This is a genomic window from Pseudomonas sp. NPDC087615, from assembly GCF_044743445.1.
In the GTDB taxonomy this organism is placed as follows: domain Bacteria; phylum Pseudomonadota; class Gammaproteobacteria; order Pseudomonadales; family Pseudomonadaceae; genus Aquipseudomonas; species Aquipseudomonas baetica_A.
On the sequence record NZ_JBIUWM010000021.1, the window covers coordinates 64,538 to 91,315 of the forward strand.

Sequence of the window (26,778 nt, forward strand, 5' to 3'; positions counted from 1 at the left end):
TTCGGTCCTCTTAGCGGTTCTGTTCAGGATTCCACTGGGCATAGCGCTGGCCGCGCAGGAACTGCCACAAGCCAAGACTCATCCCGGCGAGGGTGACCAGCACAAAGGCGGCGAGGCGGAAGGGTTTGGGCAAGCGGTGTTGCGAATCCATCAATCCGGCTATCGCCACGGCGTAGCCGAACAGTTGTGCAATGAGGCTCAGGCGATAGAAACCGTGCTCGCTCCACAGCCAGAAGTTGCTCAGCAACAATGGCAGCAAAAGGATTGGTGCCAGGCGGCGGATCAGTTTGTGGCTGATCAGCGCGATCGAATACAGGCCATATTTCATCGGATTGAGCAGTTCGCGGCGCTGAGCGAGGCTTTGCAGCCCGCCGACGGTGACGCGCTGACGACGACGGAACTGTTTGTCGGCTTCATCGACGCCTTGGTCGATGACCTGCGCTTGCGGTACATAGACGATGCGTTTGTGCGCGACCGGCGCGCAGGTGCTGATAAAGAAATCGTCGTTAACCTCTGCCGGCACGTTCTGGAACAACTCGCGGCGCAGCGCGAGCAGGGCACCGTCGGCGGACACCATGCACCCGGTGCGGTTTTCCACCCGGCGCAGCCAGCCTTCGTAATGTCGATACAGGCTATCGCCGACGCTCAAGCCGCCACCGGTGACCGGAATCACCATGTGCCCGGCACAGGCGCCGACTTGGGGGTCGCTCAATGGCGCCAGCAAATGTCCGAGGGTGTCGCGTGACCATTGGTTGTCGGCGTCGGTGAACACCAGAATGTCGCCCGTGCTCAGGGCCACGCCGGCGTTAAGCGTCGCCGCTTTGCCTTGGCGCGGCAGGTCGAGCACGGTAATGCGCGGATCGACGACGTTGTGTGCACAAGCCACGGTGTCATCCGTCGAGCCGTCGCTGGCGAGAATGATCTGCAAACGGGCAGGCTGATAATCCTGGGCCAGCAGCGTGCGTAACTTGTGCTCGATGTGCCGCGCCTCGTTGTGGGCGGCAATCACGATGCTGATGTTCAGCGGCGGCGTTGGGCCATGCCGGCTGGCCGCGAACAGAGGCGCCAATATCGTCAGCAAAAGCGGGTAACCCACATACGCGTAGACCGGTAGCAACAGGCACATCCAGAAAATGAACTCAGCCACGGGCAGGCCTCCTGGCATTCCAATGACACAGACTGAGAATGAACGCGGCGCCGGCCAGGTGCAGGCGTACCCAGTGCAGGCCCCACAGTTGCAGGGTCAGCAAGAGGTCACGATGCTTGATGCTTTGGCGAATGCTCAGCACCAGCCCCGGCACCAGGGTCAATATCACCATGACCGCTGCGTGATGAGGAAAACCATCGAGCAGCGCGGAGATCGCCAGAAAGTCGAGGAGCCAGACCAGCAGCGAAAGCATCGGGAAGCGCAGCAGACGCAGGCTGTAACCGTGGGTGCGCAACAGTTGCAGATGACTGCCCTGACGCCACATTTCCTTGCCCATCCACTCGCGCCAGTTCATTTCGTAACCCCAGTGCAGGGCTTCGTTGTCGTTGATCGACAGCAGCAACGCACCGTTTTCACGCAGGCGCAGGGTGAACTCCTTGTCTTCGCCGGTACGCAGGCTTTCATTGAAGCCGCCGACCTTGTCGAACCAGTCACGGCGCATCAGCAGGTTGGAGCTGGGCAGCCAGTCCACGGCGTGCGAGGCCTGCGCGCAAACACGCTGGGTGCGACGCTGCCACGCGATGGCGTACCACGGCGCTTGTGTCGGGATGCCCAGGTCCAGCGCAAACACATCGGCCTGACCACTGGCGTGCAGATCGAACAGCGGCTGCAGCCAGTCTTGCGGCATCTCGATGTCGGCATCAATGAAGGCCAGCCAATCCCCGGTTGCGACCGCCGTACCGCGATTGCGCAGGGCGCCGATCAGCAAACCCGGATGCACCAGCACTTGTGCGCCAAACTGGCGGGCAATGTGCGGGCCGTCATCGCTCGAACCGTTGTCGACCACGATCAGTTCGCACTCGACGCCGGCGGCGTGGGCGGCTTTTTCTGCCGACAGCAAGGTGCGGCCAATATGCCGGGCTTCGTTGTACATCGGGATGATGATGCTGATTCGGCTCATGCGACGGCCTCCGTGATCGGTTCTTGTTCGGCTTTCAGGCGCAGGACCCAGGTCATGGCAAGCATGATCCACACGTATTTCTGGTTCGGCGCACTGAGGAACATCAGGAACAACGTCAGCGACAGGAAACTCACGCTCAGGTGGGTCATCAGGTCCGCCTGTTGCCAGTCGCGTCGCCGCATCCACACGGCGCGTGCGCGGATCAGGTTGTACAAGCCGAGCCCGAGCATGCCGACGAACATCAGGCCGGCGGGAATCCCCAGTTCGCTGAAGATTTCCAGGTAAGTGTTGTGAGCGCGGCGATAGAGGTCACCGATCTTGCGGTTGGCCGAAAACGCCTTGGCGTAGCCGGTGGTCGCGTAGTGCAGCGCGAAGGTGCCGGGGCCGGAGCCCAGCAGCGGGTTCTCGCGGATCATCTGCGTACCGACAACGATGTAGGAAGCACGGCGGCCGAGGGATTCGTCGTTATGGCCCTTGGCACCGGCACTTAATACGCTCAAGGATTGAATGCGCGCCAGGTAACCGGCGGGCATCGCATAGATCGCCAGCGGAATCACGATGGCCGCGCCGAGCATGGCGAAGCCCAGGTGCCGTGGGCGAATTCGTGTCATTTGCGCGCGGTAATGCCAGCCGCCGATCAACAGACTCAAGGCCACGACCACCAGCCCAGAGCGCGATTCGGTCTTGGTCATGCCGCCGAGCAACAGCAGGCAGCACGCGCCCCAGAACAACCGATGCAGCAGGTTAGGGCCGCGAATCACCAGCAGCAGCCCCAGCGGGATGGCGAAGGCGATCAGCATCGCGAAGGCGTTGGGGTCTTCGAGCAGGCCGGCAGCGCGGCCCTGATCCTGGAATTTGGTCGAGAACATCGCCATCGCGCAGGTGGTGCTGACGGCAAGGGTAACCAGTCGAGCGAACAGGTCGAGGTTCAGCTCGCGGCCGATCAACAGGGTGATGACAAACAGGATCAGCCCGACGCTGAGCTCGCGCAGGTGCCCCAGCGACATGCCCATGTCATCGGTGTTCAGCAGGCTGAGGAAGTACAGAGCCATGAAGGCGATCAGGTAACGCCAGATATTGCTGCGCAGGCGTTCGGAGGGAATCTGATGCAGCGCCAGTTGCAGCATCAGAATCACCGCCAGCGAGGCACCGAGCAGTTTGCTGCCGGACAGCGAACTGTCCTTGAAGAAACCTTCGAATGGCACCAGTGCGGCGATACCGAGCAGGCCCCAGGTTGGCTTGCGGTACAACACCGTGAAACCCACCAGGCCCAGCACCGCTCCCGGCGCCAGATACGGATAGGGGCTGGCCAGCAAAGTGATGCAGACCAGACCGAGCAGACTGACGATCGAGAGCGGGAAAATCATGCGCGTGCCTCCCGTGCCGTGCGGATGTAGAGCTGCGACCAGCGTTCGGCCAGGGCCTTGAGGTCGTAGCGATCCTGTTGCGTGCGTTTGGCGTTGTCGCGCAGTTGTCGCGCCAGTTTGGGCTCGCTCAACAACGTTTCGAGCTGATGGGCGAGGGCGGCGCTATCGGTCGGAGCGGCGAGCAAGCCGTTGTGCCGATGTTCCAGCACGTCGGGAATCCCGCCGACACCAAACGCCACCACCGGCACACCGGCCTGCATTGCCTCCAGCAAAATCATCGGTGTGCCTTCGGTGCGCGAGCTGATCACCAGCGCATCGAACTGCTGCCACCACGGTTGCATGGCCGTCTGATAACCCGGTAGACGAATCCGTTGCTGCAAACCGGCGTTGTCGATGCGTGCCTGCAACGCCTCGAATTCCGGCCCGTCGCCGAGCATCACCGCGTCCAGTTGCGGATGTTGATGACACAGCGGGATCAGCGCATCGAGAAACAGATCCGGGCCTTTCTCGCTGCTCAATCGGCCAACGTAACCGGCCAGCCAGCGTTGCCGACCCGCGTCGGGAACCATCGCCGCAGCGGCTGGCAAACCATTGGGGATCACCTGCAACTTCTCGGCCTGTACGCTGGCTTCACGGTGCAGCACCGCGATGCTTTCTGCCACGCAGACCACCCGATCCACCGATGCGGTGCGGCACAGTTGCAAGCTGAGCCAGGTGTAGAACTTCTGCTTGCGACTGCGCGGCGTGAAGCCGTGTTGGGTGATGACCAGCGGCAGGCGCAACAGCGTCGCGCCCATCCAGCCAAACAGCAGGCCTTTGAAGTTGTGCGTGTTGATCAGCGGCTTTTCGCTGCGACGCTGACGCAGGTGCCGCAGCAACTCCCCAAACCCGCCGCAGCCACGGCCATCCACCCCGGCTTCACGAAAGCGCTCGATCAATTCTGACGGCGCGTCGAGAAACAGCACCTGATGCTGCCCCGGCGTCGCCAGACAATGATCCAGCAACATCCGCTCGGCCCCATAGAAACCGCCGCTACTGAGCAAATGAATGATCGGCAGCGCGGTCTTCGGGGTGGACACGGTGTTCAATTGCGCACCCAGTGCAGGAAGCTCGGCACCGTCCAGTTTTTGTGCGGATTGCTCTGCAGCACGTTCTCGTCGTTGATCACCAGCAACACCGGCAGACCAAGCTCGTGGCTGATTTGCGCCGGGTGTTTGAAGCGATGGTCGAAGAACTCACGCACATAGACCAGGGCAATGGCCAGCAGCAGACCGGTGAACAGTCCGAATGGAATGATCAGCATCGGTTTCGGGAACGCTGCTTCGGTCGGTTCGAACGGCGGGCTGAGCACCCGGGCGTTGGACAGATCGTCGTTCAGCGCGCCGGTGGTGCTGCTTTCGGCGAAACGCTGGGCGTAGGTCGAGAATGCGGCATGCATGGCGTCGATTTCAGTGTCCATCTGCCGCAGCTTGCTTTGGGTTTGCTGCAGGTCACGGATACGGTTCTTGAATTCGGCGATGCGTGCGGTTTTCTGATCGATCACCTGCTTGACCACCGAAAGATCGTTGGTGCGCTCCTGAATCCGGTTGCTCACCACCTTGAGGAACTGCTGACGGGTGCGCCCGATTTGCTCGCGGGTCAGCAGCATGGGTTCACTGCCAGGCTGGAACACCGCAAGGTCGTTCATGTAGCGGCTGACCTGAGTGGTCAGTTGCTCGCCCAGTTGTTTTATTTCCCGATCCTCGAACGCCACATTGTCGACGGTCGTGGTGAAGGTGAAGGGGAAGGTGTAGTCGTTGAGCTTGTTGTTGCTGGCGGCGGCCAGCGCGGTTTTCAGGTATTCGAGCCAGCGCTGGCTTTGCAGCAGGCGATCGCGATACAGGTTCAGTGCCTGTTCTTCGGTGTTGATCGCGTTCAGGCGGAAGGTGATTTCTTCCTTGGGATCCGCCGCACCGACACTTTCCAGCAGTGCCTGACGGTTGCCTTCCAGGCCGTCGAGCCGCACTTGATACAAGTGCTTTTTCGATTCGTAGAAGGACTGCGGCAGGTCGATCGATTGCAGCGCCTGACGGCTCACCAGATAGTTTTGCAGCAGGGCCGTGACAAAGGTCGTGCCTTGGTGCGGGTCCGGGAAGCTGTAGATGATCGAGATCACGTTGGAGCCGGGCAGGGTCTCGATTTTCAGGCTGTCGATGGCTTGTTGGGTCAGCGCATCAAGGGCTGTGTCACGCACCGGATCGGTTTCCAGCCCGAGCATGTTGCGCGTCGGGTTGATCACGTATTGACGCAGTGGCGAGGTGACGTAGCGCTTGAATGGCTCGCTCACCAGTTTGCTGAACATGCCGGGCGAGGGCGTGTATTCGCCTTTGTCGCGCAGTTCGCTGATGGTCTGACGGATCAGCGCCGGCGAACGGAGGATGTTGCTCTCGGTTTCCATGTCCGCCAGCGACGGCGGAATGAACGTGGCGTTATCGACCGTCAGTGATGTGGTGGCGTCACCCTGGGAGAGTTTTTTCGACTGCACGATCACCTGTGCGGTGATATCGAAGCTCTGTTTGAGCACCAATGGCAGCAGCAGGGCGATGACTGCAAAGATCAGGAAGACCCGTTTCACCAGTTGCTTGTTGGCGAAGAAGATCCTGAAGAACTCATGCAGGTAGTTTTCCTTTGGATTCATGATCGTTCACCTGGGAGTCAGTTACTGCTGCTGCTTTTATTGTCGACGCGGTAGCCGAAGCTGAACCCGACGCCCTGGAACAACACCACGTCGGCCAATTGCCGGGCGAGTTCGCCGGCGCTGGCCAGTTTGGTTTTCGGTACGAAAAGCATGTCGTCCGGTTGCAGATACGCGATCTGCGAGGCGTCGCCGGCCAGGGCTTTTTCCACGTCGTAATGCACGGCCTGCACCTGATTGCCGTTGCGGCGCATGATCACCACTGAATCCAGGCGCGCCTTGACGTTGGTGCCGCGCGCCAGGGTCAGCGCTTCAAGCACCGACACCGGCCGACGGATCGGGTAGGAACCCGGTTGGCCGACTTCACCCAGCACGTAAATCTCGTTGCCGGCGGTGGATTTGAGCAGCACATCCACGGTCATCCGCCCCGGCAGTTGTGCGTATTTCTGGTTAAGGAACGTTTCCAGTTGATTGACGGTCATGCCTTGCAGCGGCACGGCGCCGATCTCCGGGAAACTTGCGTAACCGTCAGTGCCCACCGTGATCTCGCGGCTCATGCCGGTGGCCGGGTGGTTCAACGCACTTTTCAGGTTCTGCTCGTTAGTCAACGGGCTGATGATCTGCACCGTCAGTTGATTGCGGTTGGGCTGGAACAGTTGTTTGCGCTGATAGGCCCGCTGGATTTCCTGACGGGCCTCATCACTGGTCAGCCCGGCGATTTTCACCGAGGTGTTGGCGCCCGGCAGTTCGATGGTGCCGTCGGGCAGCACCAGTTGATTGCCGTTGAGCTGACTGGCAGCGGTGAAGTTCAGGCCGATCTGGTCACCTGACTGCACGCGGTAGGCGTCCGAGCCGCTGGTGCTGATGTGGAAGATCACGTCCAGCACATCCTGCGGGCGCAGGGTCTGCTCGATCTTCGGCATGTCGGTGGCCTGGGCGTTGGCCGGGGTGGCGGTGAGAATATTCACCGGCATGGTCTGGACTTCGGAAGTGCTGGAGCAACCTGCAAGCGGCAGCAACAGCAGGACAAGCATTCTGGCGTTCATGGCGTCATCCTTCGCGTTGGCTTAGAGGTTTTTGTAAAGCCATTTGGGCATGTAGTACTTGCGCCGGTTAAACACGCTGCCGACCACTTTCGCCCCGGCCTGGGTCAGGCGTTGTACGGCGGCTTGGGCGACTTCCCAGCGGGTGTCTTCGGCGCGTACGACGAACACCACGCCATCGACCTGAGTACTGATGACCAGCGTGTCGGCGGCGGAGTACACCGCGTCGCCATCGATCACCACAAAGCGGTACTGGCTGCCCAACTGGTCCAGCAACGGGCTCAGGCGCTCGGCGGTCAGGTGTTCCAGGGTGCGAATCGGCCGGCCGTTGGGCAGCACATGGAAGGGCAGGCTTGAGACCTGCACCACACAGTCCTGCAACAGTGGCGGGTTGTCCGGGTTGAACAACAAGTCACGCAGGCCGCGCTCCTTGCCCAGGTTCAACTGCTGGGTGAGGTTGCTCGCCGACTGGCTGGCATCGACCAGCAGCACTTGGCCGCTGCTCATTTGTGCCAGTTGACTGGCCAGCGCCAGCGCGCTGGTGGTGGTGCCGGCACCGGGGTTGGCGGCGGTCAGGAACAGGATCCGAAGATCCAGATCCAGCACGGTCGAGGTCAGGTTCGATTCGCTGGGGTTGGCGATGCTCAGGCTTTTGTTGGTTGAACCGTCCATTAGCTTGCTCCGTGGCCGCTGAATACTTTGAAGGGGGTTTTCAACAGGATCTTCAGATCAAGCAAAAGGCTTTGCTCGGCGATATAGCTGAGGTCCAACTCAACGCGCTGGTCGAAGTCGATGTTGCTGCGTCCGGAGATCTGCCACAGACCGGTCATGCCGGGGTAGATCGCCAGACGTGCGAGGTGGTTGTCCTTGTAGCGATAGGCGTTGAACGAAGTCGGACGAGGGCCGACCAGGCGCATGTCACCGGTCACCACGTTGATCAGGTTGGGCAACTCGTCAAGGCTGGTGCGCCGCAGGAAACCGCCTATGCCGGTGATGCGGGGGTCCTTGTCGATCTTGAAGTCGATGGCTTCGGCTCCGTGCTTGTTGAGATGGCGCAGCGACTCTTTCAGCTCTTCGGCGTTGGCGACCATGGTGCGAAATTTGTACATGCCGAACTTGCGGCCGCGATAGCCGGTGCGTTGCTGCACGAACATCATTGGCCCTGGACTGGTGAACTTGATGGCCAGGGCCAGGCCCAGCAGCACGGGGGAGATCAGCAGCAGAATCAGCAGCGCGCCGAAACAGGCGACCACCCGATTGGTGCGCGACAGTTGCCATGGACGACCGCCGTCGCGCCCCGTGAACCACCCGCGGCCTTGGCGGTGGATCGCCGCATCGAGGCGCATTCGGTGCTCGGGGTCGACGCGCTTGTCACGCCGCATCTCTTGGATCGGCACACCTTTTTCATGTCCAGTCATGGAGTCCTCCGCATAAATTCAGCCGCGAGCGGCGCGTGGGCGACAGGCAGTGGGGTAGTAGTCGCGAAACCAGGCGATGAAACGCCCCAGTCCTTCATCCAGTTCTATCCTGGGCTGGAATCCGGTGGCCTGGGCCAAGTCGCTGGCCTCGGCGCAGGTGTTGAGCACATCGCCCGGTTGTAGCGGCAGCAGCTCGACAATGGCTTTCTGGCCGAGGTGTTTTTCCATCAGGGCCAGGTAGGTTTTCAGCTCCACCGGGTGTTGCCCGCCGATGTTGAACAGCCGCCACGGCGCCATGCTGCTGGCCGGGTCGGGTAGCTCGCGATCCCATTCAGGGCGGGCCAGCGGTGGTTGGTCGGTGAGGCGGGCAATGCTTTCGACGATGTCGTCGATGTAGGTGAAGTCGCGCTGATGTTCGCCGTAATTGAACAGCTTCAGCGGCGTGCCTTCGGTGATCGCGCGGGCAAACTGGATCGGCGACATGTCCGGGCGGCCCCAAGGGCCGTACACGGTAAAGAAGCGCAGCCCGGTGCAGGGAATGCCGAACAGGTGGCTGTAACTGTGGGCCATCAATTCATTGGCTTTCTTGGTCGCGGCGTACAGCGACAGCGGATGATTGACACCATCCTTCACCGAGTAAGGCGTGTGCTGGTTGGCGCCGTACACCGAACTCGACGAGGCGTAGATCAAGTGCTCGACGGGGTGGTGGCGGCAGCTCTCCAGAATATTCAGGAAACCGTTGAGGTTGCTGTCCAGATACGCCCGCGGATTGTCCAGCGAATAACGTACCCCGGCCTGCGCCGCGAGGTGGACCACCCCTTGCGGACGTTCGCGGACAAACAGCGCTTCGATGGCCAACGCATCGGCCAGGTCAACCGTGGCGAGCTGGAAATCGCCGACCTGCTCGCGCACCCATTGCACGCGGTCGTGCTTGAGTTGCGGGTCGTAGTAGGCGTTGAAATTATCCAGGCCGACCACCGAATGCCCGTCGCGCATCAGCCGCAACACGCAATGGGCACCAATGAACCCGGCCGCACCGGTGACCAGAATCTTCATGGCCGCAGCCCTTCAGGGGCGACATGGCGCAGGCCGATGCCGCTGTAGTGCAGGCCGGCCGCCGCCAGGTGTTGCGGGTTATAGAGGTTGCGGCCGTCGACCACGACCCGCGAGCGCAGTTTGCTGGCCAGCAGCTCGAAATCGACCACGCGGAAGTTTTTCCACTCGGTGCAAATCACCAGGGCGTCAGCATCTTCCAGTGTGTCGTCGCGGGTGGCGCACAGATGCAGGTCGTTGCGATAACCGTAAAGGCGCCGGCATTCGGACATGGCTTCCGGATCGTAGGCCTGCACGCTGGCGCCTTCGGCCCACAGTGCGTCCATCAGATAACGGCTGGGGGCTTCGCGCATGTCATCGGTGTTCGGTTTGAACGCCAGGCCCCAGATGGCAATGGACTTGCCGGCCAGACCTTGTGGGAATTGCGCTTTGAGTTTGCTGAACAGAATGTGCCGCTGAGTGTCGTTAACGTCGGTGACGCTGCGCAGCAGTTTCAACGGCATGCCGTTGTGTTCGGCGGTGTGCAGCAGGGCACGCAGATCCTTGGGAAAGCACGAGCCACCGAAGCCGCAGCCCGGATAAATAAAGTGGTAGCCGATGCGCGGATCGGAGCCGATGCCTTTGCGCACCGCTTCGATGTCGGCGCCGAGCAGTTCGGTGAGGTTGGCCAACTCGTTCATGAAGCTGATGCGGGTGGCGAGCATCGCATTGGCCGCGTACTTGGTCAGCTCGGCGCTGCGGTTGTCCATGAACATCAGTTTTTCGTGGTTGCGGCAGAACGGCGCATAGAGTTCGCTCATCTGCTCGCGGGCCTCGTCGTCGTGGGTGCCGATGATGATCCGGTCCGGGCGCATGCAGTCAGCGAGCGCGCTGCCTTCTTTGAGGAATTCGGGGTTTGAGACCACGCGTACGGTCAAGGTGCTTTTGCCACGACGCAGCAGTTCGCTGTTGGCGGCGGCCAGCACTTCATCCGCTGTGCCGACCGGTACGGTGGATTTGATGATCAGGGTGCGATCGGCCTCCATGTGCGACGCAATCTGCCGGGCGACGTTGAGCACGTGGGTGAGGTCCGCGGAGCCGTCCTCATCGGCTGGCGTGCCGACGGCGATGAAGATCAACTCGGCATGCGCGACGGCGTCGCTGGCCTGGGTGCTGAACAGCAGGCGGCCAGCCTTGATATTTTCTTCAAGTGTGCTCGACAACCCCGGTTCGCTAATGGGCGGCACCGCTTGTTGCAGTTGTTTAATCTTGTTCGGATCAATATCAACGCATAAAACGCGATGTCCGACATCGGCAAGTGCGGCGGCTTGAATCAAACCAACGTAGCCCGTGCCAAATACACTCACGTCCATAATGCGCACCTCTCAAAAACAAAATGAGAACTTAAGAATTGAACTGTCAAAATGGGTATAGCGCAGCGTGCGCAAAGCGTGTCAGCAAAATGACATGTTGCGCGTGTATAACACCCGGCTTTTTTCAGGCTATTGGCCATCAAGTGCTTGCTATTGCTGGGGTTGTCGCGCCCTTGACGCTTTTTCCCTGTTGAGAAGAAAGCGATAAACGGTCGAAAGCCCTAAAATTAAAGGCTTGTAGCTTCTGGAGTGTGTCAGGAATGAGTCAACGTTTTTTTGACGCTTCAGAGAAAAGTCAGTCTTTTCTTGCGGTTTGATGGCCGAGTGCTAGTGTCAGATTTTGACCGACAAACTATTGACCCAGTACCGTTTTGTACGACCGGGATTGCCATGTTTCGATATTTTAAAGAACTGCTTTTAGTTATTTACCTGCTGCTTTATTCCGAATATTACATTGAGCGGTTAAATGCTATCGGTGTTGGTTTTGCTGTACTACTTTTTGGCGCGATGTTTTTGGCGCTTACTTTAGCGTTATATCTAACGGCTTATATTCGTCAGGCGCTCATTCGGCATTTATTCGCGATAACGATGTTTGTTTCGGCGGTGTTTTTTGATGTCTACACCCGGGTTACGGCCGATTACCTGAGCTACAGCAGCTTCGTCTCGCTGGTGTATTCCGGCGGTTTCATTCAGGAAGCGGCTTACCAGTATCGCGACGCGATCATCCACGGTGCGCTCAGTGGCTTGCTGTTGTTGGTGGGCATCGGTCTCAAACCGCGGCATTCGCTTGTCGTGCCCAACGCATTGCGCGTGGCGGCGCCGATCTGTGGCGTGATCGTGCTCAGCGCGGTGTTGTTTCTGCGAGCCGGTGAGGGTGCCCGGGGATTGCCGATCATGTACACGCCGTTGGCCTATCTGAACCTGTTCGCCTATGAGGCGCTGCACAACACTGTCGGTCCGCGTGAACCGGTGACACTGGTGCGTAACGGCCAAACCGTCGGGCATGACATCGTGCTGATCATCGATGAAAGCATCTCCGGCAATTACCTGGACATCAACGCGCCATTCGGTGTGCACAGCAACCTCAAACAACCGCACGCGCGCGTCGACATCTTCAATTACGGTTACGCCGCGTCCATCGCCAATTGCAGCGCCGACACCAACGTCACCTTGCGCTACGGCGGCACCCGCGCCGACTACATGCGCATCAACACTACGCTGCCGTCGATCTGGCAGTACGCAAAAAAGGCCGGGATGCGCACGGTCTACATTGACGCCCAGCGCACCGGCGGCCACTTGCAGAACCTGATGACCGACGCCGAGAAAAAGGACATTGACGAGTTTGTGCAGTTCGACCAGACCAGCGTGCGTGATCGCGACATGGCGGCCGCCGCGAAGTTGATCGGTTTGCTCAACGACGACAAGCCCGAACTGATCCTGATCAACAAGGTCGGCGCGCATTTTCCGGTGCACGACAAATACCCGGATGCGTTCATGGCTTACCGTCCGACCTTGCCGCGCGGACAGTTCACCGAAGTCGCCGACACCGGCAAACGCGATGGCTTCAATGGTCAACCAGATGACTGGGTGCTGTATCGCAATGCCTACAAGAACACGGTTTTATGGAACGTCGGCGAGTTTTTTGCGCGGGTGTTTGCCCAGGCCAATCTGAACAATGCGCTGGTGATCTATACCTCGGATCACGGTCAGGATCTTCATGAACGTGGCAACCCTGGGCTCAATACGCATTGCGGTGGCGATCCGGTGGAGGAGGAGGGCCTGGTGCCGCTGGTGGTGATTCAGGGCCGCGATTTGAAGACGCTGGATTGGTCGGCGCAACTGGCAGCCAACAAGGATCGCTCCAGTCACTACAACATCTTCCCGACGCTGTTGCAGTTGATGGGTTACGACCTGGCGGGGATCGAGGCGGTGTATGGCAAGCCGTTGACAGTGCCGACGGCGGATGAATTCACCTTCAACTACCGCTTCAACGCGCGGCTGGGGGCCAAGCCTGAGTGGAAACATATTGATCTGGGTAGCATTGTCACGCCGTCGCAGGCACCGACCAGTGTGGCGGCGGGTCAGTAGATTTCGAGGCAAACGCTCAGTCGGCTTGCAAGGCAAACACCCAGATCGCATCGGCTGACGAGTCACAGACATACAGCTTCTGGCGGTCGCGACTGAACACAGGGCTTTGCGGATATTCGCCAGCCGTAAACGTGTGAATGCTGCGCCGCGATACGGTATCGATGATTGAGACGGTTCGTTCGCCGGCACTGCAGCAGCAGGCGAGGCGGCCGTCCGCGCTGACGACAAACCCGTGAGGCAACTGAGCGGTCGGGATCAAGTCAATCAGTTTGCCTACGCCCAGATCAATGACCGCCGTGCTGCTATCGGCGTTGCGATAGGGTACGTAGGCCAACTGATTGTCGGGGCTTAGCGTCACTTCCTCAAAGGAGTTGGGGAGGGTCAAAACACTCTGCGTCTCGGTATTGCGGGTGTTCAGGAACCGCAGTTCATGATGGATGTAGTCGCAGTAGTACAACCGACCGTCGGCACTCAATGCCGCGCCACTGGTGAACGGCCCGGTATCGACGCAGGCTACGACCTTGGCGTTCGCCGTATCGATTTCATGGATGTGCCCGTTCACATGACTGTTGCTGTGCACAAACAACCGCGCGCCGTCAGCGCTGAGCACCAACGAATGTCCCTGGGCAGCGCTGATGGTCTGACGGATACGTTGGCGGCGGGTATCGATGGCCAGTATCAGCGGTTGATCGAGGCCGGTGATGTATGCGGTCACACCACTGTTTTCGATAACGATTGCCATGGGCCGGATTGGTAGCGGTATCACCGCGCTCACCCTGTGCAAGTGCAGGTCGATGATCGACAGGCTGCGGCCTTCGGTATTGCACACGTACGCAACCGGCAGTTTCGGGTGCAGGGCGATGGCTCCGGGTTCACGCCCCACGGTGATGACCTCGATGACCTGGGAGGTGCATTTGATCGGAGCAGTGAGCGTTTCATACATGATTGTTGTCTTCATGGCGGAGTGGCCTTTTGGATTCAACTGCCTCTGTTCGACGGCCTGTTTATTAGATACCCGTGCCTTTTGCTCCGCTACTGTCAGAGTTGACAGGTACCGGCACACAAAAAACACTCGCGGCCGCTATCCTAGAGCCACTTGCAAACTTTGGATGACGGCATGCTTCAGGTTCTGGATGTCTTTAAAAGTTACCTCACCCCCCAAGGCCCATTACCGGTGCTGCAAGGCGTCGACCTGACGCTGGAACCTGGTAGTAGCTTGGCGCTGATGGGCGAGTCCGGCAGTGGCAAAAGCACCCTGCTGCACCTGGTGGCCGGCCTCGACAAGGTCGACAGCGGCAGCATTCGCTGCGGTGAGCATCGACTTGAAGCGATGAACGAAGCGCAACTGGCGAACTGGCGCCGAACGGAAATCGGTCTGGTGTTCCAGCAGTTCAACCTGATCGGCAGTTTGCGCGTCGAGGACAATCTGGCGTTTCAGGCGCGTTTGGCCGGGCGTCATGAACCGCGTTGGCTGGCGCATCTGGTGCAACGCCTGGGGCTGGGCGATTTGCTCAAGCGTTATCCCGAGCAACTTTCCGGTGGTCAGCAGCAACGGGTTGCACTGGGCCGAGCGCTGGCCTCGCAGCCGAAATTGCTGTTGGCCGACGAACCCACGGGCAGCCTCGACGAAGCCACCAGTGATGAAGTGCTGCGACTGTTGCTCGAACTGCTTGACGACACGCCGACGACGTTGTTGATGGTCACCCACAGCACGCGTGTGGCGCAACGGTTGGCGCAGCGTGTGGTGTTGTCCAACGGGCGTCTGCTGTGATCGTCTTCAAACTAACCCTGCGCGCGCTGCTCAGTCACTGGCGGCGGCATCCGGTGCAGTTTTTCAGTGTGCTGACCGGGTTGTGGCTGGCGACCAGCCTGCTGACCGGCGTCGAGGCGCTGAACAGTCAGGCGCGCGACAGTTACGCGCGCGCCAGCCAGTTGATTGGCGGCGAGCCGCAAGCCAGTCTGAGCACACCGAGCGGCGCAACATTCCCTCAGCAATGGTTCATCGATCTGCGCCGTCAGGGCTGGCCGGTGTCGCCGTTGTTGCAGGGCCGCTTGAGCCTCAAAGATCACGACAACCAACGTCTTCAGTTGATGGGGATCGAACCGGTGTCGCTGCCGGCGGATTCGGCAGTGGCCGGGCAGGCGATGCCGATCGAGCGGGTCGTCGAGTTTCTCACGCCGCCGGGCAGCACCTGGATTTCCCCGGAAACCTTGCAGGCGTTGAACCTGCAAGAAGGCGCCACGCCGCAAACCCTGGGGGGCCAGAAATTGCCACCCTTGCTGGCGCAAAAAGACATGGCGCCGGGCGTGTTGCTGGTGGACATCGGCATTGCGCAAACCCTGCTCGACCAACCCGGGCAACTGTCACGCTTGTTGTTGCCCAAAGATTTTCACGGCGAGTTGCCGCCCACGTTCAAGGGGCAGTTGCAACTCAAGAGCCGTGGCGAGGAAAACAATCTGGCGCGACTGACCGAGAGTTTTCACCTCAATCTCGATGCCTTGGGCTTTCTCTCGTTCGTCGTTGGTTTGTTCATCGTTCACGCCGCCATTGGGCTTGCGCTGGAACAACGGCGTGGCCTGCTGCGTACCTTGCGAGCCTGTGGGGTCAGTGCGCGGATGTTGATCGGCTGCCTGATCGTCGAACTCGGTGTGCTGGCGCTGATCGGTGGCGTGTTTGGCGTCATCAGCGGTTACTGGCTGGCCAGTGTGCTGCTGCCGGATGTCGCCGCCAGCCTGCGCGGTTTGTATGGCGCGCAGGTGGCAGGGCAGTTGCAACTGAGCCTTTGGTGGTGGTTCAGCGGGATCGGCTTAAGCCTGCTCGGCGCCTTGCTGGCCGGGACCAACAGCCTGATACGGGCGGCGCGTTTGCCGCTGTTGGCGGTGGCCGATCCGCAAGCCTGGCATCAACAATATGCGCGCTGGTTGCAGCGCCAGGGTTGGCTGGCTTTTGTGTTGGGTGTGATCGCGCTGCTGGCATTGCTTTGGGGCGACAGCCTGGCCAGCGGTTTTGTGCTGATGGTTGGGCTGCTGATCGGCGCCGCGCTGGCCTTGCCGGTGTTGCTCAGTGCGCTATTGAATCAGTTGCTCGGGCGCCGTCGCTCAGTGCTTGGCCAATGGTTTCTCGCCGACTGCCGACAGCAACTGCCGGCACTGAGCCTGGCGCTGATGGCGTTGCTTTTGGCGCTGGCCGCCAACATCGGCGCCGGTAGCATGACCTCCGGTTTTCGCCAGACCTTCAACGACTGGCTCGAACAACGTCTGAGTGCGCAGTTGTACATCAATCCGGCGGATCCGGCACAGGCCCGCGAGATGCACAACTGGCTTAAACAGCAGCCACAGATCACGGCGATACTGCCCAACTGGCAGGTGTCGGTGACGCTGCAAGGCTGGCCGGCAGAGGTGTTCGGGGTGATCGACGACGTCTATTACCGTCAGCACTGGCCGTTGCTCGAATCGGTTGGCGGTGAACCGTGGGCGCATCTGGCGACGGATGATGCGGTGATGCTCAGCGAACAAATGGCCCGACGCTTGAAGGTCCACCCCGGCGATCACCTGACGATCCCAACACCCAACGGGCCATGGGCACCGCGCATCGTGGGTATTTATGCCGATTACGGCAATCCAAAAGGGCACCTGCTGGTCAACGTCAATCATCTGCTGCGCAACTGGCCGCAGCTGATGCCGAACCGTTTCAACCTGCGCATTGACCCGCAGAATATTGCGCCGTTGCTCAGCGCATTGCAGGCGCGCTTCCAACTCGATGACAGTCGGATCGTCGATCAGACACAGCTCAAGGGCTGGTCGGTTCAGGTGTTCGAACGCACCTTTGCGGCGACGGCGGCGTTGAACAGCCTGACCCTTGCGGTCGCTGGCGTTGCGCTGTTCATCAGCCTGTTGACCCAGAGCCAAAGCCGTCTCGGCCAACTCGCACCGCTGTGGGCATTAGGCGTGACACGACGGCAATTGATGCTGCTCAACCTCGGCCAAACATGGCTGCTGGCGGTGCTGACGCTGGTCTTGGCGTTGCCGTTGGGTATCGCGCTGGCGTGGTGTCTGGATGCGGTGATCAACGTCCAGGCTTTCGGCTGGCGCCTGCCGTTGCGGGTCTTCCCTTGGCAACTGCTGCAACTGATGGGGTTGGCGTTGCTGGCGACATTGCTGGCCTCGGCCTGGCCGCTCTATTCGCTTTACCGCACGCAACCGGCGGATCTGCTGAGGACGTTTGCACATGAGGATTAAGCGGTTTGTGCTATGTGTCGCACTGCTGCTGGGCGGTTGTGATCAGTCCGCGCCCGAACAGAAAGGTTTTGCCGGAATGGGCAATCAGGCTCAGTCGTTTAAGCCGGTGGTGCCGGGCCGAGCGTTCATCTTTCCGGCCGATCATGGCGCGCACGATGGCTTTCGCATCGAATGGTGGTACGTGACGGCCAATCTCAAGGATCAGCAGGGCAATGATTTCGGTGTGCAATGGACGTTATTTCGCAGTGCGTTGAAACCTGTGCCGGAGCAAGCGGGGTGGGGCAACCAAACCATCTGGCTGGGGCATGCCGCGGTGACTTCCGGTTCTGTTCATCATGCGGCCGAGCGCTATGCGCGGGGCGGTGTGGGGCAGGCAGGCGTGCAGTTGGTTCCGTTCGAAGCGTGGATCGACGATTGGCGCTTTGCCAGTCAGGCGCCGGATCCTCTAAGCGATATGCAACTGAGTGCTCGCGACACGTCATTCGCCTATCAACTGCACCTCACTTCGAGTCGTCCGTTGGTGCTGCAAGGTGACAAGGGCTTCAGCCAAAAGTCCGAACAGGGCCAAGCCTCGTACTACTATAGCCAGCCATTTTTTCAGGCCAGCGGCACTTTGCAGATCGACGGCCAAACCTACACCGTCAGCGGCCCGGCGTGGCTAGACCGCGAGTGGAGCAGCCAGCCACTGACGGCCAACCAGACGGGTTGGGACTGGTTCTCGCTGCATCTGGATAACGGCGAACACCTGATGCTCTATCGCATGCGTCAGAAGGACGGTGCGCCTTACCTGACCGGCACCTGGATCGCCGCCGACGGTCAGACGCAAACCCTGCGAGCCGAACAGATCAAACTCACTGCGCAAGACACCGCCGACGTGGCAGGCCGCTTGATGCCGGTGAAATGGTCGATCAGCATCCCTGACAAACACCTCGACATCCGCCTCGATGCACTCAACCCCAACGCGTGGATGAACTTGCGCATTCCTTACTGGGAAGGCCCGGTGCGCATCAGCGGTAACCAGGGTGGGCAAGGCTATCTGGAAATGACGGGTTACTGAGCTTCCTGAAGAACTGACAATCGGGCAGAGCGACGGATGTATTAAAAGTGACCCGTCAGCATGAAAGTTGAGTATTAGCTCTACAGGCTAAGTGTTCTTGTACAGGTTCAGATAGGAGCGCAATCATATAAAAGTATGCGTTGAAACTTTCTCGGTAAATATCGGCAACATACAGTTCTTAACTTTCCAGTACATAAATTTCATCATCATCCATGGCGACATATACGCCAACTTCCATTAAAATCCTCCCCGTTCGCCCAGTGTCAGGGCTCTTTACCGGTGCATGGATTGCCAGGCCATTACACTGGGCGAACACCTTGCAGGAGCAGTTGTATACAATTTCACATAAAAAAAGGGGCGACTTTGAAGTCGCCCCTTTTTTGTTCCATCGAATCAGGCCGGCGTTTGCATCCCGGATTTACCGTGTTGCCCTTGAAAGCGTTTGAGCGTCGCCTGATACATTTTCGTGCGCCGGTGATCTTTCCCGTAGGTGCCTGCCGCAGCGACGGTTCCTGCCTGAATGTGATCCAGATAGCTGAAAATCTTGCGCGGCGACAGGAACTTGATGCCATAGCCCAAGCCTGCCATTCGGTCCTGCAGCGTATAACCGGGCACTCGGTCATCCATGCAAAAGTGCAGCCCCAGAGACTTCATCAAGCGGACATTCCACAGCGTACAAAAACTCTTGAGGTGAGTTTCTTTATAGGGCTTCGGTTCTTTTGAACACAGGCCGAAGTGTTTCTTTGCGCGTCGAACATGGTGCTTGCAGAAACGCGAAGTTAAACGCCAGGTATCTCTCACCACGCCACGATTGATTTGCTCGACACAACCGACGGCGGCGATATCCGGCGTCTTTGTACATTCGCGCATCATCATGGCAAACACTTCCTTGTCGTAGACAAAGGTATCGGTGTGCAGCAGAAACAAATAATCGCTGTCGACTTTTTCCAGCGCCATATCCAGCGCCTTGCCATGCGCAATATGCCCGGCCTCTTTGCAAGGCGAAGGCCGTTCGATCAGATTGATCCAGTCCAAAGAACGCAAGTAATCCAAGCTTGCATCCGCCGAATCGTTGTCCACCACCCACACCGCAATACGTTGCTCTTTGACGTGCTCACGCAAAAGCTCAAGGCACATCCTGGTGATGTCCGGGGTTTTGTAATTTACCAAGACAAGGCTGAAGTTCGCCGGTGGCTGGGCTGGTAAATCAATGGCTTTCATATCTGAAGGACTCATCCGCGGTTCATGGGCAACAGTGATTTCATGAGCCGCAACGGTAGCGAGGCAACCTTAGGCGAAGCTTAATTTCCGGGTTCGCGTGGGTTACAGGCTAAACTGCGCGCCCATTTAAGCTTCAAGGAAGAGACGGCCAGCGCCGTTGCCTCACGGATGAAACCACTTTCCCTCTACCACCCGGCCCTTTACTGGCTGCGCGTGTGGCAAAAAAGACTGTTCCGCCAAATTGCCTGGCACTGCTCGCGCAAACGCTATGCACGTCTCGCCGGCCTTGCTGTTTCGCTACCTCAAACACACCTCAAAACTGAGTAAGCACTCCATAAACCCCACCGTGTTCGGGTAGTTCGTGGATGACTTCGATACGCGGCAGATCAGCCGACAGTGGCTTGCGTTTGCCTCGGCGCGGTGTCGCGGCAACAACTTCTTCATCAGCGTCGCCAACCAACGGCATGGGTTCGCTTTCGGGCTCGTTGAACAAGGCCAATTGTGGGGTGTTGGGCTCGATGGTTTGCTCGGACTTACGCCCGAACAGACGGTCGCGCAACAGCTTGATCTGTTCTTTCAGGTCGACGATGCGGGTCTGATAAGCCTAGGCCGATTCCTCTTGGCGACTGAGTGCCTCAAGCAGCAGTTGCTTGAGCAAAACAGGATCATCAGGAAGGTCATCGGGCAGAGAAATCATGGCCCGGATTATACCGGGTCACGCCACGTAGCGCGGCGTCAAAACCTGATGAGGGCGGTTGCGCCAGAGGTCGAAACCGTCGAGCAGCCAGTTCAGTTCCTGAACCGTCAGAACTATTGCCTGGTCGCTGGCCTCGGGCGATGTTTTAAAGCGCTCGGATTCGAGGCGCTTGAGCCAAAGGCAAAAGCCGTTGCGCTCCCAATACAAAATCTTCACCCGGTTGCGGGATTTGTTGAGGAAGACAAAAAGCACCGGGTCAAACACCGCGACCTTGAGGTCCAGTTCGACCAGAGCGGCGAGGCCATCGATGGATTTTCGCAAGTCCACGGGTTTGGGGTAGAGGTACACTTTTTCGACTTTGGCGTCGGGTCGCATCATGGCGGGGCTGGCTCCGGAGAAAAACGGGAGCACAGCATCCGGCGTCAGGGAAGTGCTTTGAATGTGTAGTTCATGGAGCGGTTACTTGCGAACTTCGTTCGGGGCACATTTGGGATGTTTCGAAACCCTGCGGCCCATGAGGCTCGAATACACTGGACTATGACCAAAGAAGATGCGGAGTATTTGCTTACAATCGTCTCTCTGATTCATCGACGCCTTGATAAAGCACATATGCCTCCGAGACTTTGAAACACCCTGCACTCCGAACTTTGAATTCATACGCCGCCGTAGGAAGGCGCGGCTCTGTCTGTCACTGCGCGTATCCGGTCGGCCAAGATTACGCTGCACTATGCAAAAGTTTGCTAACGGACAGAAGCGGATATCCAAAGTTCTAATGGTCCAATTTATTATCCAGCAGAACAACGGATAAGCCGAACACGGGAGTTATAAAGTAGACGAAATTCAGAAAATTAGCTGATCACAGCACCTTTCGGGCCACTAGCGATAAGGGCTGCGCCACAGGCGGTCTTCATCCCGTCCAGCGCGATAGGCGTGCCATCGACAGTATAGGTCCTGCTGCCCTCAGCAATCGGAAAAACGCCCTTGCACAATGGACAGCTGACCTTATGACCGAGCCCAGAAATTGGCTTTCCATTCAGATTAGTTTGGGAGAAAGCTTCTAGAACCTTACCACCATGTGAAGTGGAATCGCCTAGGCGAATAGCATCTTTCATATCATCACCCCGCCTTCAGATATCCGTTTTCCACAACGCCCCACTAAACTCAATTAAGCTCGTTGCAGAAAACGGAGCAAAGAAAGCTTGCACTATAAATTCAAGCGACCAAGCTATCCCTACTTAGGGAAAACAAATCAATCGATGTTTCTTCAAGCAACACTTCAAAAGCATCCGCACCTTTTTGTTCAATATATTTAAGCTCCGAGTCAAACACTGGAACAATCCACGCAAAAACGAATGTAAGGCCATGCGTATCAGGCCCAGTATAAGAAAATGATTCATCTCCAAAAAAAACCGGAGGCTTGATCCATACAGCAGAGAGCGAGCAATCATCAAAAACAACTCCCTCCCTCTGTATTAACTGATTATTCAACAAGGCGCAACTGGATCCAATAGCATCATCTGCAAGTTGCTTTACGATTGCGACTGCATTCTTGGGAATCTCATTCTGATCAATAGACAATAACAATTCGTGGTGTATTACTTGTGCAGACACCGAAGACTTAAGTCCTACATGTGAAAGGCCTAGCGTACAAAATGTGACAACACCTTCCACACTACCATCCCGACACTCAACTACTTGATAAGAATGTGAACCTTCAGAAAAGTCCCACCCTTGGTAAATTTTCCCAAAGTGCTTCTCTATATGTTCAATAATGCTCATTTTCGATTTCCTTCTCTACGGTTGCAGGATGGGCATTTTAGAATAACGCCCGTCTGGTAATTGTCGAGAACCTCTTTTCGACTTACGCCGTCTGGGAAATCTCTTTTGCTCCACGGATCGGGATGGTGATCCATATCCCAATCTCGCGGACCTGTTCCTGGAGCAACTTCTACTTCTGTTTCGCACACAGGACAGATTTTGCCTCCGTTCGGTCCGGGAAGGGCACTATTCCATGCGTCCCTTACAGATGCCTTTCTCCATCCTCCACGACTCGTGACCTGGCCTTTTTCATTTGTACCTTTAACCAATCCAAGCGGATCAATCCAGCCATTGGCGTTTGGCGCATACTGGTAGACGTTAATGCCGCCCGCGAAGCCAATAGGATCCTGCGAAATAAACCGCCCAACCCTCGGATCATAGTATCTATATCGATTGTAGTGCAGCCCAGTCTCATGATCGTGATATTGCCCCTGGAACCGTATCGGATTCGTCACACCATGCTGCCGAGCCCATTCTGAACGCTGCTCCGTCACCTGCCCCCACGCCTTAAACTGCGCGGTCCAGGCCATGTTGCCTTGTGAATCCGTCAGTTCCTGCGGTGTTCCCAGGTGATCACACTGATACCAGGCCAACGCATCAAACGGTAATGCTGTGGCTTTGTGATTCCACAGGGGATCCTCATCAAGGCTGTACTCACCGCTGTAATCAGGCTGCCCCATGAGCTTGATCGGCGCCTGGCGCACAGCTTGAGCCACTGGAACAAAGGTTCCCGGTTCAAAGATGTAATGCACCGTGCGACCCGGTTCGCCATCGCCCTGCGCCAGACTGCTTTCCCAAGCGAGGTTGTCGCCATCCCATCCGTAAAGCGTAAAACCGCAGCCCAGTTCACGCTGTTTGCGGGCGTGCTCGTTTCTGTTCCAGAGGGAGCCGGCTTCCGGGCGCTGTTTGTAGTGGGCGCGGGAGTTTTTGTGCAGGCGGCGTCCCAGTGCGTCGTAGGCGAAATCCACGCTCAGACGCGGATCTTCGAAATGCACCAGTCGATCAAACAAATCCCAACGCAGATCACTGCGTTGGCCGTTGTGCCAGCGCTGGATCTGATTACCGCGTTCGTCGTAGTCGTAGTGAGTGCCGGCGTATTCGCGCAGCAGGTTGTCGACCAGTTTGCTGCGCGGTGGCGTCATATCCAGTGGACGACGGATTTCGGCAGTCTTGTCATCCAGCAGGTTACCGGCCGGGTCGAAGGCGAACGTTTCAACGCCTTGACGCGTCACGGCGCTGAGCAGTCGGCCGACGGGATCGTAACGATAGGCGAGCGGGCCGCGACGACTGTCGTTGATGTCGGTCAGTTGGCCGGCAGCGTCATATTTGTATTCGCGCTTGAGCAGAATGCTTTTGTCATCGCTGCGTCCCAGCAGTTGCTCCTGCAAGCGTCCGGCCGGGTCCCAGCTTTGAGTTTGCAGCAGGTGATTGCCTTGGTGGCGGGCGATTTCGCGGTGCAGGTCGTCGCGCTCGTAGCCGATCAGTTCATGCTCATCCAGACGCATGCCCAGCAGGTGGCCGCTGCCGTAAGTGAGCCAACTGACACGGTGGCCGTCCGGACGAACGGTGGCAACACGCTGGTTGAGCACGTCGTACTCGTGCTGCCAGATCGCGACGGTGGGCTTTTCCAGTCCGAGGTAATGTTGGTGCTCGCGAAGCAGATTGCCGGCCGGGTCGTGGAACCATTGCAGGCGGCTGTCGGCGTTGTCGGCCAGCACCATGTTGCCGTTGCCGTCATAGGCAAAGGTTTCGCTTTGCGACTGCTCGCCCAGGGTGGCGCGACGCTCGGTCAATCGGCCCATCGGGTCGAAGCTCACCGAGATGATGCGTTTGCCATTGATCGATTGAGCAAGCCGCCCCGTTTGAGCATCGTATTGATAGAGCGTGGTGTGGCCGTCGAAGCCTCTTTCTTCCAGCAGGCGTCCGACCGGGTCGTAGTGGAAGTGCGCACGCTGTTCGTTTTCGTTTTCCAGGGCCGTTAGCCGTCCGAGACGGTCCCATCGATAGCGCAGGGTCTGCTCGGCGGCATCGACACGTTCGGCGATCAAGCCAGCCGCGCTGTAGCTCCACGTGGTGCAACGATCAAGTCCATCGACATGCGCCAACAATCGACCTTCGGCGTCACGATCAAAGCGCTCTTCGGTCTTGTCCGGGTGCTTGATCAGCACCAGTTGGCCGGCCTTGTATTCGTATTCGGTGGCATTCCCGGCCGCGTCGGTGAAGCAGATCATCTGCCCCAGTTCGTTGTATTCCCAAGCGCTTGTTTTGCCCGAGCAATCGACGTATTCGACCAGTTGCCCGGCGTCGTTGTAGTCCAACGTCTTTTCGTTGCCGTTGGCGTCCTTGATCGCGGTGGGCTGGCCGGATTTGTTGTAGGCATATTCGGTTTTGTTGCCCAGCGGATCCAGCGCTTCAACCAGATTGCCTTGATCGTCATAGGCGCGCTGCCACTGACCACCCTCGGCATCACTGATCTTGATCAGCATGTCTTGATCGTCGTAGGCGTAATGCATCACCGTGTGATCGGCGCGGATGTGCTCGAGCAGGTTGCTGCGTTCATCGTAGCTATAGCGATCGGTGCTGCCGTCGGCATTGACGCGGCGCACGATGTTCTTGGCCTCGTCGCGGAAGAACCATTCCGAACGCTCGTCGGCGTAGCGAATTCGGTAGGTGTAGCCAAGGATGTCGTAGTAGTGCCAGGTCTCGTTACCGAGCGCGTCGGTGACGTAGGTCAGACGAATGTTTTCGTCCCACTCCAGACGTGTGTCGAAGCTGCCGTCGTCGGCCCATTCGCGCACGGCTTTGGCCTTGGCGCCTTGGCCGTCCCACTCCAGATTCATGCCGCGACCGGTGCGGTCGGTATAACGCGTAATCAGGTGATGCTGGTATTGATACAACCAGACTGCGCCGTTCTCATCCTGCGCCCGAATCAGGTCGCCATAGGCGTCGTACTGGTAAGCACAGAGTTGTCGCAGTGGGGCACCGTCAACGATTTGCCAAAGGCCTATCAGTCGGCCGTGGTCGTCGATCATCGTGCCGAGGTGCAGGTGCACCTTGTTGATGTCGTTTTCCTGATAGGTGATCAGGTCGGAGAGCACCGATTGTTCGCCATGGCGATGCTCGTAATGCAGCATGATCCCGGCGCCGTTGCGCAGAGAAATATTGGTCAGCACGAAGCGCTGGCCATGGCGGACGTAGGTTTCTTTGCGTTCGAAACCACGGCACAGCAGAAGTTGATCTTCGCTGTTGCGGACCAGGGTGATGTTTTCGATCGCGTCGTAGTGGAACAAGCCGACCTTTGGCAGTGGGTAGCTGTGGTCGCGGCCGTCAGCGCCGTAGAACGTCAGCCCATCGTCCACGCAGTCAAAACGCGTGGTGAATTCGTTGATCCAGCGAGCGCCGACTTCGCTCTGATCGTAGGCATCGAGGCGGGAGTTGTACGTGCGCGTCCATTCGATCGGAAAGGGGCCAGGCAAGCTGAAATCGGTATGGCTGAGGCTTTCCGAACCCAGAGCAAAGTTAATGCTGTGACGGGTGCTGGAGCAGGCACAGTTTCTTTTCGGGTTAGGGGCGTGAGTCGCCGGAGCCTGTCGGCCCGTCGCTCCCAACGCACCTTCCGAGGCCGTGCGCTTGGCCTGGCTGGTCTGATCCGGTTTGACACCGGCCCCTTGACCATGGGCATTGCGCTTGCGCCAAAGGGTGACGGCACTGGACAGGATCAACAGCAACCAGCCGATGGAGTTCTGAACTGACTCGTCGTCCAGCTTGCTCAACTGGGTGCGCAGCTCCGGGCCCATCGCACGCAGTTTTGCGGTTTCCGTGGCAACCCGTTTTTTCACTTCATCGGGTAGCAGGTGATCAGCCGCACTGTTGGCCAGACCTTTGCCTGCGGCTTTATAGGCGCTGGCCGCAGCGCCGAAGATGTTGCCGAACGATGCAAGGGGATCATTCTTGAATTGATCGATCGCCGCACTAGCTTGTGCGCTGGCCGCGTTTAGATCGCCCTTGGCATCAAGCTTGCCATTAGCCACCGTCTCAAGGCCTTTGGCTATCTCGTTGATGACGTCCTCGCCCAGCTTGCCAGCGTCCGCCAGAATGCCCGGCAGCTTGCCTTTCGCTTGTTCAACGAAATCGTCGAGGGTACCGATGATGGATTCGTTCAAGTGTCCGATGAGGACTTCGATGACCGATGAACTGAGCAGCATCTTGCTGCTGGCCTTCATCTCCTGACGTACGAGAAACAGAGTCGGGCGCAGGGTCATGCGCGCCGCTGCCATCGCCGGTGGCAACGGCAAAACACCGATCAGATTGATGCCCAGACTAGCCCACGCCAGCAGGTCGCGTTTCTGCGCGTCGGACAGGGTAACGATGTCACCCAACGCATCGATCAGCGCCATAATGTTGCCCACCACGGGCAAGGCACCGGCGACGTTCTTGATCCGGTCGAGGGTGACCACGCCACCGCTTGCCGATTGCAACCAGGCATCGAAGGTCGCTGCGCTGCTGGCAACGTCCTGGATGTCGATGGCGTTCAGTGGAACGATGGCGACCTGAGGTTCACGTTTTACGATTTCAGTGGTCATGACAGCATCTCACCCGCCAACAGGCCTGGGGTTTTCAAGGAAGGTTTTGGAAGCGTTGGC

21 protein-coding genes and 2 pseudogenes are annotated in these 26,778 nt (G+C 58.5%); 6 read left to right on the top strand and 17 right to left on the bottom strand.

The window, feature by feature from the left end:
- Nucleotides 1-10 precede the first annotated feature (10 nt).
- The 10 genes from ACIOU6_RS12860 to ACIOU6_RS12905 are packed head-to-tail and all read right to left on the bottom strand — an operon-like array spanning nucleotide 11 to nucleotide 11,015.
- Nucleotides 11-1,147: a glycosyltransferase family 2 protein gene (locus ACIOU6_RS12860; protein WP_401136696.1), complete on the bottom strand. Its 1,137-nt coding sequence runs from the start codon at nucleotides 1,145-1,147 to the stop codon at nucleotides 11-13.
- On the bottom strand, nucleotides 1,140-2,108 hold the full coding sequence (locus tag ACIOU6_RS12865; protein ID WP_401136699.1) for a glycosyltransferase: 969 nt from the start codon (nucleotides 2,106-2,108) through the stop codon (nucleotides 1,140-1,142). The genes ACIOU6_RS12860 and ACIOU6_RS12865 overlap by 8 nt, the downstream gene beginning before the upstream one ends.
- Nucleotides 2,105-3,475 carry an O-antigen ligase family protein gene (locus ACIOU6_RS12870; protein WP_401136702.1) on the bottom strand — a complete coding sequence of 457 codons (1,371 nt, stop codon included), beginning with the start codon at nucleotides 3,473-3,475 and terminating at the stop codon, nucleotides 2,105-2,107. Before ACIOU6_RS12870 ends, ACIOU6_RS12865 begins: the two co-directional genes overlap by 4 nt.
- Nucleotides 3,472-4,563: a glycosyltransferase family 4 protein gene (locus tag ACIOU6_RS12875; RefSeq protein ID WP_401136705.1), complete on the bottom strand. Its 1,092-nt coding sequence runs from the start codon at nucleotides 4,561-4,563 to the stop codon at nucleotides 3,472-3,474. The genes ACIOU6_RS12870 and ACIOU6_RS12875 overlap by 4 nt, the downstream gene beginning before the upstream one ends.
- Nucleotides 4,560-6,152: a Wzz/FepE/Etk N-terminal domain-containing protein gene (locus ACIOU6_RS12880; RefSeq protein ID WP_221729561.1), complete on the bottom strand. Its 1,593-nt coding sequence runs from the start codon at nucleotides 6,150-6,152 to the stop codon at nucleotides 4,560-4,562. Before ACIOU6_RS12880 ends, ACIOU6_RS12875 begins: the two co-directional genes overlap by 4 nt.
- A 17-nt stretch (nucleotides 6,153-6,169) precedes the next feature.
- Complete coding sequence (locus tag ACIOU6_RS12885) at nucleotides 6,170-7,195, bottom strand: polysaccharide biosynthesis/export family protein (RefSeq protein ID WP_221729562.1); 1,026 nt, start codon at nucleotides 7,193-7,195, stop codon at nucleotides 6,170-6,172.
- Between the two features lie 21 nt (nucleotides 7,196-7,216).
- On the bottom strand, nucleotides 7,217-7,864 hold the full coding sequence (locus tag ACIOU6_RS12890) for a CpsD/CapB family tyrosine-protein kinase (RefSeq protein WP_401136710.1): 648 nt from the start codon (nucleotides 7,862-7,864) through the stop codon (nucleotides 7,217-7,219).
- On the bottom strand, nucleotides 7,864-8,610 hold the full coding sequence (locus ACIOU6_RS12895) for a sugar transferase (RefSeq protein ID WP_221729564.1): 747 nt from the start codon (nucleotides 8,608-8,610) through the stop codon (nucleotides 7,864-7,866). Before ACIOU6_RS12895 ends, ACIOU6_RS12890 begins: the two co-directional genes overlap by 1 nt.
- Before the next feature lie 18 nt (nucleotides 8,611-8,628).
- Nucleotides 8,629-9,666: an NAD-dependent epimerase gene (locus tag ACIOU6_RS12900; RefSeq protein WP_401136713.1), complete on the bottom strand. Its 1,038-nt coding sequence runs from the start codon at nucleotides 9,664-9,666 to the stop codon at nucleotides 8,629-8,631.
- Nucleotides 9,663-11,015: a UDP-glucose dehydrogenase family protein gene (locus ACIOU6_RS12905; protein WP_401136715.1), complete on the bottom strand. Its 1,353-nt coding sequence runs from the start codon at nucleotides 11,013-11,015 to the stop codon at nucleotides 9,663-9,665. The genes ACIOU6_RS12900 and ACIOU6_RS12905 overlap by 4 nt, the downstream gene beginning before the upstream one ends.
- 390 nt (nucleotides 11,016-11,405) lie before the next feature.
- Between ACIOU6_RS12905 and ACIOU6_RS12910 the strand changes: the two genes are divergently transcribed.
- On the top strand, nucleotides 11,406-13,103 hold the full coding sequence (locus tag ACIOU6_RS12910) for a sulfatase-like hydrolase/transferase (RefSeq protein WP_401136718.1): 1,698 nt from the start codon (nucleotides 11,406-11,408) through the stop codon (nucleotides 13,101-13,103).
- A 16-nt stretch (nucleotides 13,104-13,119) separates the two neighbouring features.
- Here ACIOU6_RS12910 and ACIOU6_RS12915 read toward each other — a convergent pair whose 3' ends face one another.
- Nucleotides 13,120-14,061 carry a YncE family protein gene (locus tag ACIOU6_RS12915; RefSeq protein ID WP_221729568.1) on the bottom strand — a complete coding sequence of 314 codons (942 nt, stop codon included), beginning with the start codon at nucleotides 14,059-14,061 and terminating at the stop codon, nucleotides 13,120-13,122.
- Nucleotides 14,062-14,220: 159 nt separating this feature from the next.
- Between ACIOU6_RS12915 and ACIOU6_RS12920 the strand changes: the two genes are divergently transcribed.
- The 3 genes from ACIOU6_RS12920 to ACIOU6_RS12930 are packed head-to-tail and all read left to right on the top strand — an operon-like array spanning nucleotide 14,221 to nucleotide 18,399.
- Nucleotides 14,221-14,874 (top strand): ABC transporter ATP-binding protein, encoded by a 654-nt coding sequence (locus tag ACIOU6_RS12920; RefSeq protein WP_221729569.1) that lies wholly within the window; start codon nucleotides 14,221-14,223, stop codon nucleotides 14,872-14,874.
- Nucleotides 14,871-17,342: an FtsX-like permease family protein gene (locus ACIOU6_RS12925; RefSeq protein WP_401136722.1), complete on the top strand. Its 2,472-nt coding sequence runs from the start codon at nucleotides 14,871-14,873 to the stop codon at nucleotides 17,340-17,342. The genes ACIOU6_RS12920 and ACIOU6_RS12925 overlap by 4 nt, the downstream gene beginning before the upstream one ends.
- Nucleotides 17,332-18,399 (top strand): lipocalin-like domain-containing protein, encoded by a 1,068-nt coding sequence (locus ACIOU6_RS12930; RefSeq protein WP_401136724.1) that lies wholly within the window; start codon nucleotides 17,332-17,334, stop codon nucleotides 18,397-18,399. The genes ACIOU6_RS12925 and ACIOU6_RS12930 overlap by 11 nt, the downstream gene beginning before the upstream one ends.
- Before the next feature lie 393 nt (nucleotides 18,400-18,792).
- On the opposite strand, the gene ACIOU6_RS12935 is transcribed toward ACIOU6_RS12930, so the two are convergent.
- Nucleotides 18,793-19,620: a glycosyltransferase family 2 protein gene (locus tag ACIOU6_RS12935; RefSeq protein WP_401136726.1), complete on the bottom strand. Its 828-nt coding sequence runs from the start codon at nucleotides 19,618-19,620 to the stop codon at nucleotides 18,793-18,795.
- 168 nt (nucleotides 19,621-19,788) lie between these two features.
- On the opposite strand from ACIOU6_RS12935, the pseudogene ACIOU6_RS12940 reads away from it, so the two are divergent.
- Nucleotides 19,789-19,942: pseudogene (locus ACIOU6_RS12940) on the top strand (vancomycin resistance protein); the annotation flags it as partial.
- 24 nt (nucleotides 19,943-19,966) lie between these two features.
- Here the strand turns inward: ACIOU6_RS12940 and ACIOU6_RS12945 are convergent.
- Nucleotides 19,967-20,317: pseudogene (locus ACIOU6_RS12945) on the bottom strand (transposase); the annotation flags it as partial.
- 18 nt (nucleotides 20,318-20,335) lie between these two features.
- Nucleotides 20,336-20,695: an IS66 family insertion sequence element accessory protein TnpB gene (gene tnpB, locus ACIOU6_RS12950; RefSeq protein ID WP_401136728.1), complete on the bottom strand. Its 360-nt coding sequence runs from the start codon at nucleotides 20,693-20,695 to the stop codon at nucleotides 20,336-20,338.
- A gap of 72 nt (nucleotides 20,696-20,767) precedes the next feature.
- Between tnpB and ACIOU6_RS12955 the strand changes: the two genes are divergently transcribed.
- The gene (locus ACIOU6_RS12955) at nucleotides 20,768-20,944 is read left to right on the top strand and encodes a TIGR02391 family protein (protein WP_221729573.1); all 177 of its coding nucleotides are present in this window, start codon (nucleotides 20,768-20,770) and stop codon (nucleotides 20,942-20,944) included.
- A gap of 221 nt (nucleotides 20,945-21,165) precedes the next feature.
- On the opposite strand, the gene ACIOU6_RS12960 is transcribed toward ACIOU6_RS12955, so the two are convergent.
- From ACIOU6_RS12960 to ACIOU6_RS12970, 3 genes are all read right to left on the bottom strand, one after another.
- Complete coding sequence (locus ACIOU6_RS12960; protein WP_401136731.1) at nucleotides 21,166-21,429, bottom strand: PAAR domain-containing protein; 264 nt, start codon at nucleotides 21,427-21,429, stop codon at nucleotides 21,166-21,168.
- A gap of 100 nt (nucleotides 21,430-21,529) precedes the next feature.
- Complete coding sequence (locus ACIOU6_RS12965; protein WP_221729575.1) at nucleotides 21,530-22,096, bottom strand: suppressor of fused domain protein; 567 nt, start codon at nucleotides 22,094-22,096, stop codon at nucleotides 21,530-21,532.
- Nucleotides 22,093-26,718, bottom strand: a complete 4,626-nt coding sequence (locus ACIOU6_RS12970) for an RHS repeat-associated core domain-containing protein (protein ID WP_401136733.1) — start codon at nucleotides 26,716-26,718, stop codon at nucleotides 22,093-22,095. The genes ACIOU6_RS12965 and ACIOU6_RS12970 overlap by 4 nt, the downstream gene beginning before the upstream one ends.
- Nucleotides 26,719-26,778: the final 60 nt, after the last annotated feature.

Excerpts from the sequence above, each read along its gene's own strand:
- ACIOU6_RS12915 (WP_221729568.1), bottom strand. The coding sequence starts at position 14,061 with ATGAAGACAACAATCATGTATGAAACGCTCACTGCTCCGATCAAATGC.
- ACIOU6_RS12870 (WP_401136702.1), bottom strand. The coding sequence starts at position 3,475 with ATGATTTTCCCGCTCTCGATCGTCAGTCTGCTCGGTCTGGTCTGCATC.
- ACIOU6_RS12890 (WP_401136710.1), bottom strand. The coding sequence starts at position 7,864 with ATGGACGGTTCAACCAACAAAAGCCTGAGCATCGCCAACCCCAGCGAA.
- ACIOU6_RS12930 (WP_401136724.1), top strand. The coding sequence starts at position 17,332 with ATGAGGATTAAGCGGTTTGTGCTATGTGTCGCACTGCTGCTGGGCGGT.
- ACIOU6_RS12880 (WP_221729561.1), bottom strand. The coding sequence starts at position 6,152 with ATGAATCCAAAGGAAAACTACCTGCATGAGTTCTTCAGGATCTTCTTC.
- ACIOU6_RS12965 (WP_221729575.1), bottom strand. The coding sequence starts at position 22,096 with ATGAGCATTATTGAACATATAGAGAAGCACTTTGGGAAAATTTACCAA.
- ACIOU6_RS12895 (WP_221729564.1), bottom strand. The coding sequence starts at position 8,610 with ATGACTGGACATGAAAAAGGTGTGCCGATCCAAGAGATGCGGCGTGAC.
- ACIOU6_RS12910 (WP_401136718.1), top strand. The coding sequence starts at position 11,406 with ATGTTTCGATATTTTAAAGAACTGCTTTTAGTTATTTACCTGCTGCTT.
- ACIOU6_RS12900 (WP_401136713.1), bottom strand. The coding sequence starts at position 9,666 with ATGAAGATTCTGGTCACCGGTGCGGCCGGGTTCATTGGTGCCCATTGC.
- tnpB (WP_401136728.1), bottom strand. The coding sequence starts at position 20,695 with ATGATGCGACCCGACGCCAAAGTCGAAAAAGTGTACCTCTACCCCAAA.
- ACIOU6_RS12960 (WP_401136731.1), bottom strand. The coding sequence starts at position 21,429 with ATGAAAGATGCTATTCGCCTAGGCGATTCCACTTCACATGGTGGTAAG.
- ACIOU6_RS12920 (WP_221729569.1), top strand. The coding sequence starts at position 14,221 with ATGCTTCAGGTTCTGGATGTCTTTAAAAGTTACCTCACCCCCCAAGGC.
- ACIOU6_RS12885 (WP_221729562.1), bottom strand. The coding sequence starts at position 7,195 with ATGAACGCCAGAATGCTTGTCCTGCTGTTGCTGCCGCTTGCAGGTTGC.
- ACIOU6_RS12970 (WP_401136733.1), bottom strand. The coding sequence starts at position 26,718 with ATGACCACTGAAATCGTAAAACGTGAACCTCAGGTCGCCATCGTTCCA.
- ACIOU6_RS12905 (WP_401136715.1), bottom strand. The coding sequence starts at position 11,015 with ATGGACGTGAGTGTATTTGGCACGGGCTACGTTGGTTTGATTCAAGCC.
- ACIOU6_RS12935 (WP_401136726.1), bottom strand. The coding sequence starts at position 19,620 with ATGAAAGCCATTGATTTACCAGCCCAGCCACCGGCGAACTTCAGCCTT.
- ACIOU6_RS12865 (WP_401136699.1), bottom strand. The coding sequence starts at position 2,108 with ATGAGCCGAATCAGCATCATCATCCCGATGTACAACGAAGCCCGGCAT.
- ACIOU6_RS12955 (WP_221729573.1), top strand. The coding sequence starts at position 20,768 with ATGGAGCGGTTACTTGCGAACTTCGTTCGGGGCACATTTGGGATGTTT.